The sequence below is a fragment of the Nostoc sp. UIC 10890 genome, assembly GCF_054786515.1.
On sequence record NZ_JBSGKF010000028.1, the window covers coordinates 1 to 10,996 of the forward strand.

The following is a 10,996-nucleotide window of genomic DNA, read 5'->3' on the forward strand; positions in this document are numbered from 1 at the left end:
TAGCTTGTATTGATTGCCTCATGGGGCTTCTGGCGATCGTCCTCCCGGAGAGTGATAGAAAAGGGTTATTCTTGAAGCTTTATTTAGCGCAGCTTCATAAAGAATTGGTATCCAATTGATAATATTTTCTGGAATCCGCTTGGATGAATTTGTAGCTCTAGATAAATATTGAGTAATATTACTTACCTTATTTATCATGCTCTTTCTTTTTAGCTTAAGTTTCCGGTTTTATTGCTTCTCTGTGGGATATTTGGTTTCAAAAGAAAACATTTTTAATGGTAGAGTTTTATCAAAAACTCAGTGAAAACCCAGATAAAGCTGCTGCCTTGCGTCATGCGATGCTAGCAATTATGAAAAATACCCAAATCCCTGAGATTGGGCAGCTTTTACCTTGATTGATGTGTTGTAGTTCCAGATTAGGTTGATAAATTATGCGCGATCGCATCCGGGGGGGGCTAGCTCATCGCACAAGCAGAATCATTTTAATTGCGTTGAGTGCTTTTATGGTAACAATTGCACCTACATTCCGGCAGAATTTTTCTGCGTTTTTCTTTGTATCACAGGTATTGGCGCAAACATCAAATCAACAGCAAACTGAGACTGTCTCCGGTAGTTTTATTGATTACTTTGCCGAAGAGAGACAATTTAAAGGGCATGAGGGTAGCGTCAACAGCGCTAGTTTTAATCTTGACGGTAAGTTAATTGTGACGGCTGGTGCAGATAACACTGCCCGTATCTGGGATTTTGCTGGTAAACAGCTAGCGGAATTAGTTGGGCATCAAAGTAATGTTAAAACTGCAAATTTTAGCCCTGATAGTAAGCTGATTGTCACTGCATCTTTTGATAGTACTGCCCGTATTTGGGATATTTCTGGCAAACAGCTAGTTGAGTTAAAAGGACACCAAGGGAATGTTTACAGTGCGAATTTTAGCCCGGATGGTAAACAGATAGTAACAGCAGGTGCAGATAAAACCGTGCGGTTATGGGATTTATCGGGCGAACAGATCAGAGAATTGAAAGCCCATGAAAGCAGCGTTTACAGTGCGAATTTTAGTCCAGATGGTAAAAAAATTGTTACCGCAAGTGCTGATAAAACAGCGCGTGTCTGGGATTTGTCGGGAAAGCAATTAGTGGAACTTAAAGGACATACTGATACAATTTGGAGTGCAAGTTTTAGTCCAGATGGTCAGCAAGTTGTCACAGCGTCAGACGATAAAACCGCTCGTGTTTGGGATTTATCTGGCAAAGTTTTAGCACAGTTAAAAGCACATAGTGATAGCATCTTAAATGTGAGTTTTAGCAAAGATGGACAGCAGATTATCACAGCATCAATTGATAAAACTGCTTTGATTTGGAAATCTTCAGGTCAGTTGATAGGCAAGCTGCAAGGACATGAAGGTGGTGTTAATAGTGTCAGTTTTAGCTCCGATGGTAAATATATTATTACTGCATCATCTGATAACACAACCCGTGTTTGGGAACCATTCAATAAGGTGATGACAGAATTAATAGGGCATAAAGGTGAAGTCAACAGTGCAAGTTTTAGCCCAGATGGTAAACGTATTATTACTGGCTCACAAGACGAAACAGCAAGAATTTGGGATATGTCTAGCAAACTAGTCTCCGAAATCAAAGCACCTCAAGAGGTATGGAGTCCGAAATTTAGCCCCGATGGGAAACTAATTGTAACTACGTCCCAGAATAAAATTGCCAGCGTTTGGGACATTACAGGTAAGTTAATCGCTGCACTCAAAGGACATCAAGAAATTGTTCACAGTGCCAATTTTAGCCCTGATAGCAAGTTAATTATCACTGGATCTGGAGATAAAACAGCAAGAATTTGGGATATTTCCGGTAAGCTGATCACTGAACTCAAAGGGCATCAGGAAACCGTTGAAAGTGCCAATTTTAGCCCAGATGGTAAGCGTATTATTACTGCATCTAACAACATAGCGCGTATATGGGATACATCAGGTAAACTGATCACCCAATTAGAATTAAAAGGAGAGCAGTATTCTATTATTAGTGCGAATTTTAGCCCGGATGGCAAGATGGTTGTCACTGCATCTCATGATGGTAGTGCTTGGATATGGGATGCTTCGGGTAAAGTAGTAACAAAAATTGAGTTTCCGAATACGACGACTGAAAAATATAGTGAAAATCGTGTTTACGGTGCTGATTTTAGCCCAGATAATAAATTGTTGATCACCGCAACTTCTGATGGCGCACGAGTATGGGACATTTCAGGTAAACTAATTACCGAACTTAAAGGTCATCAGCATGAAGTCACAAGTGCGAATTTTAGTCCAGATGGCAAACTAGTTGTCACGGCATCTAATGATAGTACGGTTCGAATCTGGTATGTCTCCAACAAACTAGCAGCCGCACCGAAATTACCAGAAACACCCTCTTCCAGTAATCAGCAACCTCAAGAACAAGTAAAACCTCGATTTAGGAATGAAGATAAAGTTATTACCAGTGTAAGTTTTAGCCCTGATAATAAATTAATTGTTACTGGTTCTAAAGATGGTACTGCACAGATATGGGATACTTCTGGCAAACTGCTAACTGAACTCACAGGACATCAATATCAAATTGAAAGTGTATATTTGAGTGCTGATGGTAAGTTAATTCTCACTACATCTTCAGACTTAGCTAAAGTGTGGGATACTTCAGGTAAATTGCTAGCAACACTGGAAGCAAATGGAGATATGGCTGTTTCTAGTGCCAGTTTAAGTCCCAATGGTAAGTTAGCTATTACTACATATTCATCTTTTGATAAAAATGTCCTCCTTTGGGATACATCTGGCAAGTTGCTGACAGAACTTAAAGGGCATACTCATCTAGTCAATAGTGCAAACTTTAGCCCAGATGGTAAGTTAATTGTGACTGCATCTGAAGACAAAACTGCTCGTATATGGGATACTTCGGGCAAACAGTTAGCTGAACTTAAAGGACATCAGCAAAAAGTTAAAAATGCTGTTTTTAGTCCTAATGGTAAGCTAATTGTTACTATAAGTGATGAACCAATTGTCAGGGTGTGGGATATTTCTGGCAAGCTATTAACTGAACTCAAACATAAGTATGGACATATTGATAGTGTGAGTTTTAGTCCAGATAGCCAGTTGATTATAACTTCATATCTAAGAAGTTCTTCAAGTGTCTGGGATACTTCCGGTAATTTAATCAGAGAACTTGAAGGGATCGAAACTTTTAATTTTAGCCCTGATGGTCAGCAGACTGTAGCTATATCTAGAGGTAGAGCTTTAGTTGGAAATCTTTTAAGTCAAAAGGTAACTGAACTCATAAGTCAACAGGGTATGATCAAAAGTGCAAATTTTAGCCCTAACAGCAAGTTAATTTTCACTGTAGGGGAAATGAGTTCTTCCTCTAAGTCAGTTGCTCAAATTTGGGATGTTTCTGGAAACAGAATAGCAGAATTTACCCCATATCCCAGTACAGTTAATGATGCTAATTTTAGTCCCGACGGTCAATCAATTATCACTGCCTTTGATAATGGAACTGTGAAAGTTTGGAATAATTTTGGCAAGATATTAACTGAACTTACGGGGAAATATAGTGCTAACAGTGCTAGTTTTAGCCCTAATAATCAGTTAATTCTGACCTCATCTGCTGGCACTTCGATGCTATGGGATACTTCCGGTAAACAACTAGCCCAACTTAAAGGATATAAGCCCAGCTTTAGTTCTAATGGCAAGTTGATTGTTACCGTGTCTTTCGACAAAACTGCTTTAGTATGGGATGCTACTGGCAAACAAGTAGCTGAACTTAAAGGTCATCAAAATTCTATTAATAGCGCTAACTTTAGTGCAGACAGTAAGTTAATTGTTACTACATCAAATGATAAAACTGCTCGTGTTTGGAATACTGCTGGTAAACTCATTACTGAACTTAAAGGTAATCATCTTGGCTTTAAAAGTGGTATTTTTAGTCCAGATAATCAGTTTATTCTAACGTTAGGTTGGAATAGTGTTACACAAATTCGGGATATTTCAGGTAAGCTAGTAGCTGAACTCAAAGGAAAGCAAAACTATATTAACAGTGCTATTTTTAGCCCTAATAGCAAGCTGATTATCACCATATCTTCTAATATTAATGTGTGGGATATTTCCGGTAAGCTCCTAACTGAATTTCAAACATTTCAAGAAAATATTAAGGATGCCAATTTTAGCCCTGATGGAAAAGTAATAGTTACCGCTTCATCAGATGGCATAGCCCGTGTGTGGGAAACTACAGGTAAACTGATAGTAGAACTTAAAGGACATAACGGTAATATTAGTAAAGCTAGTTTTAGTCCCGATGGTAAGCGCATCATCACCGCTTCTGATGATGGGACTGCAAGGGTATGGGAGTTATCTGGTAAGCAAATAGCCTTGCTGAACTTGGATGAAAAAATTGCTGCTACTCCAAAAGCTGAAGCAGATAGACTGCGTGATCTACAATTTTATGCCCCCAACTGCGCCCAAGCGCTTGATCCTTGGCAGAAAGCTCTCAAACTTTATCAAGAAATCTCTGACAACGAAAACCAAGCTATAGTTCTCGAACAACTCGGTAACACTCACTATTGTCTCAGCGACTATACCAAAGCCATCACATCCTATAATAATGCTTTAGACATTGCCAAAAAATCTAACTATCTTCAAAGACAAGTTAAAAATCTTGCCAATCTCGGTAATGTTTACAATTCCTTAGCTGACTATGAAACAGCAACTAAGTATTACAATGATGCTTTAAAAATTATAGAGCAGAATCAAGACATACAACTAAAAGCAGAAGTTTTACAAAGTCGCAGCAATATTTACATCTTCCAAAATAAATATAACGACGCAATTCAAGGCTTATCACAAGCACTAAGTATCGACAAAAATGCTTCTAGTGTTGCCAAAATCAAAGTTAGCTTGGCAAATATTTACTATACTTTAGGTGATTATAACAAAGCAATTGAATATTATAACGATGCATCTACATTGGCCCCTAGTGAAGCATTAGGAGGTTTGGGTAATGTTTACCTTACACTTGGTGATACTGTTAAGGCAATACAATTCCATCAGCAAAGTTTAGTAAAAGCACAACAGGATGAAGATAAAGAAGCTGAGGGTAATGCTTTCAACAATCTTGCTAATTCCCTTAGCCAAGCTGGTAAACTCCCTGAAGCTGAAAAAAATTTGCGTACTGCAATCGTTATTTGGGAAAATCTCCGTCTGACATTAGACGATGCCAACAAAATATCTATTTTTGAAAAACAAGCTCGATCCTACCGCCTGCTTCAAAAAGTGTTAATTGCTCAAAATAAAATCACTGAAGCCTTGGAAGTATCTGAAAGTGGTAGAGCAAGAGCTTTTATTGATTTACTAAGCAAACGATTATCTCCTAATCAAACAGAACAATTAAAAGTTCCTGCATTGAATACTGAACAGATTAAACAAGTTGCTAAAAATGAAAATGCAACCATTGTTCAATATTCAATTATTACTGATGAATTCAAAGTTGATGGTAAACTAGGAACTCAAGATTCAGAACTATATATTTGGGTAATCAAACCTACAGGCGAAATAAAATTTTACCCAGTTGACCTCAACCCACTGTGGCAAAAGCAAAACACCTCCTTAACAGATAAAGTTGCCCAAACCCGTCAGTCGATTGTTAAAGGTGTGAATGTTGCTATTAGGGATGGTAATAACATTACCTTTGCACCAGGAGATCGCGTTAAACTCAATGACGATGCTCCAGACTGGGAAGCTTGGCAAGTAGTATCAGTTGATATTAAAAACAGTAAAATCACTATCCGCTTGCCTTCTTGGGAAGCAGAGAAACCAGCAATAGAAAGTCCAATGGCTGATGTAGCGAAAAAAATTGGTATAAATAGTTCTGGTGCAAACGCCAAAAACTTACAGTTACAGAAACTTTACCAGCTACTTATCCAACCAATTGCAGACATACTGCCAAAACAAGAAACAGCCCGCGTCATATTCATACCGCAAGATGCTTTATTTTTAGTTCCTTTCCCAGCATTACAAGACCCATCAGGGCAATACTTAATTGATAAACATACTATCCTTACCGCCCCTTCCATTCAAGTATTAGAATCTACTCATAAACTGCGGCAAAAAGTTCTAGGTTCAGCTAAAGATATTTTGATAGTCGGTAATCCGACAATGCCCAAAGTTTCAAAAAAACCTGGAGAACCACCTCAGCAATTAGGTGCGCTTCCTGGTTCAGAAAAAGAAGCTCTCGCAATTGGTTCGCTTTGGAAAACTCAAGCTTTGATTGGTAATCAAGCTACTAAAAAAGCAGTATTACAAAAACTCTCACTAGCTAAAATCATTCATTTGGCAACTCATGGCTTGTTGGATGATATTCGGGGATTGGGAAGTTCTATCGTCTTTGCTCCCGAAGGACAAGATAACGGTTTATTGACAGCAGAAGATATCCTAAACTTATACACAGCACCCCAAGGTTCTACCTTAAGTGCTGAATTAGTTGTCTTAAGTGCTTGTGATACTGGGCAAGGTCGGTTAACAGGTGATGGGGTAATAGGGTTATCTCGTTCTATAATTGCTGCTGGGGTTCCCAGTGTGATAGTTTCCCTGTGGTCGATACCCGATGCGCCCACTGCTGAGTTAATGACAGAATTTTATGAAAATTTCCGCAAAAATCCTGACAAAGCTACTGCTTTGCGGCAAGCGATGCTGACGACAAAGAGAAAACATCCTAATCCTGCTGATTGGGCAGCTTTTACTTTGATTGGAGAGTCTGAATAACTCAAGTTTAGTTACCAATAAATCGCTAAGGAGCATGAAATGTCAGAAGAAAATTCTATCGGATTAGCAGAACTGATTGAGCATATAAAGCAAGAATTGCTTTCAACAGAGGCAGAAGGAGAAAAACCCATACCCCTGTTTAGTGTTGACCAAGTGAGTCTGGAATTGCAAGTGACAGCACGTAAAGAGGGAAAAGCTGGAATCAAAGTCTACGTTGTAGAATTAGGTGGTGGAGGCAGCCGTGATGATGTACAAAAAGTTACTGTCACCTTAACTCCTTTATTGAGCAAGGAAGAGCGAATTGCGCTTTATAAAACACGCTATCCCCAAAAGTGGAAGTTGCTGGAAGAAACTAGTATGGAAGGATTGCTGAAGGGCAGCAATGACGAACCCCTTGGCGACCTCTTAGGCTAAATAGTAAGGATGGCTGATGGAGCTATTAAAGGTATACCTATCTCCGATTAATGAGGCTGATTTCAAAGTCAGCGTTAATGGGTCACGAGTTGGTCAAGCGGAAGCCAACTCAACATTACCTTTTTGGCAAGAGGGAATAAACTGGCTGATTACCGTTATCAAATCTCTAGAAGCTATTCGTTTTCGACCAGAGGACTTTCAGCGCTCTGGGGAACAAGATTGGATGGTGCAAGTTGGTCTACTAGTTCAAGACCGAAAAGCCTTTCATCCCTATTTTCTAAAAAACATTGGCAAGGCATTGTATCAATCACTTTTTCCCCCAGGCTCTAAAGTCGAAAAAGTGCTGCAAAATGCGGTTAATTTAGCCCAAAATAGCGGAACTCAACTGCATGTACAACTGGAAATAGCAGCAGATATCTTAGGCTCAACTCGTTTACCTGATTATCCTTGGGAATTAATGCACGATGACCGAGGTTTTTTGACTCAATATCAAGTTACCTTCTCTCGTTACATTACCTATGATGCTGCACCGCCGAAGCTACCATTAATGGAGCAAGTTAACGTTTTGTTAATCTCCTCTGCGGCTTCTGACCCAGAAAATAGTTTGGAAAAGCTGCCACAGCAAGAACAACTTGCAGTACGCAGAGGTTTAGGAATAGCCGAGAAAGAAGGTCATATTCGGCTAGTTGAACTAAAACCCCCGACTTTAAAAACTCTGCGGGATTATCTGACTGAACATCGGAATGAGACAGCACCTCATGTTATCCACTTTGATGGACATGGCTTGTTTGGTAAATGCTGTAACAATACATTGGATAATGGTCAGCTATGTCGAACTATACATAAAGGTATAAAAATAAACAACTGCCAACGTTGCCATGCCTCACTTCCTGAACCGCAAGGATATCTAGTTTTTGAAGATGAAACTGGCAAACCAAATTATGTGAGTGCTAAGGAAATTGGTATACTTCTACAGCAAAATAGTTTTACTGATGATTCTAAACAGCTACGTGGTGTGGCTCTAGTGGTATTGAGTGCCTGTCAATCTGGTTTGGCGTTAACTGGAACTTCAGTGTTCAATGGTGTAGCTCAAAGCTTAATTGCTCACCGCACTCCAGCAGTCGTAGCGATGCAGTATTCTGTGAGTGTGCCAGGTGCAACAGCTTTTAGTGAGCAATTTTATCGTTCACTTGGTCAAAAAGACTCCTTGGCAATGGCAGTGAGTCAAAGCCGAGAAGCAATGGGTACAGAAGGCAAGCAGTGGTATCGTCCAGTACTTTATCTGCGCTGGCAAGATAACGAAGGCGGTCAACTGTTTGCAGCACCCACTCCTGTTATTCCTACACTAATTAAATTAAAACCCTCTGTTTTTGTTTCATCTGCAAGTTTAATCATAACAGCTTTGGTGTTTGGAGTACGACTGCTAGGAATACTGCAATCATCAGAGCTAAAGATATTTGACCAGATGATGCGACTGCGCCCAGATGAGGGAATAGACCCTCGGATTTTGGTTGTTACTATTGATGATGAAGATTTAAAATATCAAAATTATAAGGGAATGAAAGGACGCGGATCATTATCCGACATCGCACTAGATCAACTTTTAGAGAAACTACAACCCAATCAACCAAGAGTAATTGGCTTAGATATCATTCGTGATTTTCCTGTTAGCGACGACCAGCCAGAATTAGCAAATAAATTACAAAATAATGATAATTTTATTGCCATCTGTATAGGTAACGATATCACAACTGGGGATAAAGGTATTGAACCTCCACCAGAAGTTCCAACAGAGCGTTTAGGTTTTGCTGATGTGGTTGTAGACGATGATAAAATTCTCCGCCGCTATCTGTGGGGTGCAACTTTTAACAGTAAAACCGCTTGTGAAACAGAAGTTTCTTTGAGCCTTAAGCTGGCACTATATTACTTAGCTAAAAAAGGTATTAAACCTGAAACCACGCATTCAAAAGATTTACTTTTAGGAAAAACTCGCTTACAACGTTTACAGGCAAGAGCAGGAGGCTACCAAAATTTACAAAATGATGGCTACCAAATGCTACTTAATTATCGCTCTCGAAATATTGCCAGACAAGTTTCCCTAAGAAATATCTTAGAAAATAGTTTTGACCCTTCTTGGGTGAAAGACCGAATAGTTATCATTGGCGTTATTGCTAAGAGTGTAAAAGATGATTTTTATACACCATACAGTCTTAACGAACAGTCAGACCAAACAATGCGGGGTGTATTTGTTCAAGCCCAAATGGTAAGTCAAATTACTAGTGCGGCATTAGATGGTCGTCCTCTGCTGGGAGTGCTGCCTTGGTGGGGAGATGTTTTTTACATCGGGCTCTGGTCTTTAGCTGGAGGTGTGTTTGGCGCAGTTGTGTTGCAGAGACTTGCTTGCCGCGATCGCAAAATAATTTTTGTAATTACAAGCACAGGTGTTATTTTTGTCATATCCTATGGCATCTGCTTTTTTCTTTTAATTCATGGCTACTGGCTACCATTCCTTCCTTCTACTATAGCTTTCCTTACTACAAATATAATTACGTTTAGCTATATCCATCAATTATCATATAAACGCCAATAGTAAAACAGTGGGTGTGTCTATTATTTTGTACATATCTTTATTCCATACTTCTATAAAAAATGACAAATGTACTTTTTCGATATCTAAGTTTAGCTTCAATTTTTACCTTAACATTAGGCATTTATCCCCTTGTCAAAGCAGCTCCACGCTCTAATGACGTTTGGGAAGATGGGGTTAATTCAAAGCAGCAACAAAGACAACAGCCTCAAACCCCAAAACCTACAAATACGCCTAAAACTTCAGGACTTATTTCCCAGATTATTCGATTTATCTTACCTCCAAAAGGAGCGCCTGGTCAGCGAACCTATGCTGCTGCCAGAGCCGACTGTCCAGCGATTGAAAAACCGATTACGGCTTTAATTCCACATACAAATATTGGGTTAACTATTTCTGAACGTCCGGCATTCTGGTTTTATATTCCTTACCAGCCCACAGACAAAAATCCAGTTGAATTTTTACTAATAAATGATAAAAATAATCCGGTTTATAAAACTACTTTTCAGGTAACAAGTACACCAGGAATTATTAGTGTCAACTTACCTCAAAGTATACCAGCATTAGAAATTGGTAAAAAATATAACTGGGTATTATCCTATATGTGCGATCCAGCAAATCGCCTGAAGGATACTTTTGTTAAAGGATATATTGAGCGAGTTTCTATCAACTCTAATTTGAAAAATCATTTAGAGAAAGCAAGCAGACCGAGAGAGCGCATTTTGCTGTTCGCTGAAAATGGTTTTTGGTATGATGCTTTGACGATGCTGGCTAACGAACGCCGTCAAAAACCCAAGGATGCACAGGTAACAAAAGACTGGAAAGATTTATTGCTGTCCTCAGAAGGGGACTTAAAAGAGATTAAAGAGATTGTTTCAGAACCTATTGTCTCTTGCTGCCAAAATATTGTAACTCAATAGCTGAAGCACCTGAAATCCTTCAACTACTTGCCCCAGGAGTGTCAGCAGATGCAGTTAATCAGCGATCGCATCAGTAGGTTACAGGAAAACGAGAACTTGGAAGAGGCAGCCCGTGCTGTGCTGAAGCACTCGGGGGAGTTGAAGCAGCCGTATTTGAGCTGGACTTTGGACTAAAAGGCTAGAGAAAAGCAGTCAGCAGTAACACTGACTGCCGTAAAGTCAATGAAAGTAATCGATAAATCATTGACGTGATGATCCTGACACAACTAGAAAAATTCCGCCAAGCTATCTATGAT

Annotated in this window: 5 protein-coding genes; all 5 read left to right on the forward strand. The window is 39.3% G+C overall.

Annotation, left to right across the window (positions count from 1 at the left end; genetic code table 11):
• Positions 1–275: 275 nt before the first annotated feature.
• From ACWATR_RS37570 to ACWATR_RS37590, 5 genes are read left to right on the forward strand one after another with little or no spacing between them, the layout of a single operon-like run.
• A complete protein-coding gene (locus ACWATR_RS37570; protein ID WP_460344709.1) occupies positions 276–395 on the forward strand; it encodes a hypothetical protein in 120 nt (39 codons plus the stop codon).
• Between the two features lie 36 nt (positions 396–431).
• Complete coding sequence (locus ACWATR_RS37575) at positions 432–6,782, forward strand: CHAT domain-containing protein (RefSeq protein WP_460344712.1); 6,351 nt, start codon at positions 432–434, stop codon at positions 6,780–6,782.
• Positions 6,783–6,821: 39 nt separating this feature from the next.
• A complete protein-coding gene (locus ACWATR_RS37580; RefSeq protein WP_460344715.1) occupies positions 6,822–7,196 on the forward strand; it encodes a trypco2 family protein in 375 nt (124 codons plus the stop codon).
• A 16-nt stretch (positions 7,197–7,212) separates the two neighbouring features.
• Complete coding sequence (locus ACWATR_RS37585) at positions 7,213–9,786, forward strand: CHASE2 domain-containing protein (RefSeq protein ID WP_460344718.1); 2,574 nt, start codon at positions 7,213–7,215, stop codon at positions 9,784–9,786.
• Between the two features lie 59 nt (positions 9,787–9,845).
• Entirely contained in the window at positions 9,846–10,700 is an 855-nt protein-coding gene (locus ACWATR_RS37590; protein ID WP_460344721.1) for a DUF928 domain-containing protein, read from the forward strand.
• Positions 10,701–10,996 lie beyond the last annotated feature (296 nt).

Coding starts and splice junctions, on each gene's coding strand:
- ACWATR_RS37570 (WP_460344709.1), top strand. CDS start 276: ATGGTAGAGTTTTATCAAAAACTCAGTGAAAACCCAGATAAAGCTGCT.
- ACWATR_RS37575 (WP_460344712.1), top strand. CDS start 432: ATGCGCGATCGCATCCGGGGGGGGCTAGCTCATCGCACAAGCAGAATC.
- ACWATR_RS37580 (WP_460344715.1), top strand. CDS start 6,822: ATGTCAGAAGAAAATTCTATCGGATTAGCAGAACTGATTGAGCATATA.
- ACWATR_RS37585 (WP_460344718.1), top strand. CDS start 7,213: ATGGAGCTATTAAAGGTATACCTATCTCCGATTAATGAGGCTGATTTC.
- ACWATR_RS37590 (WP_460344721.1), top strand. CDS start 9,846: ATGACAAATGTACTTTTTCGATATCTAAGTTTAGCTTCAATTTTTACC.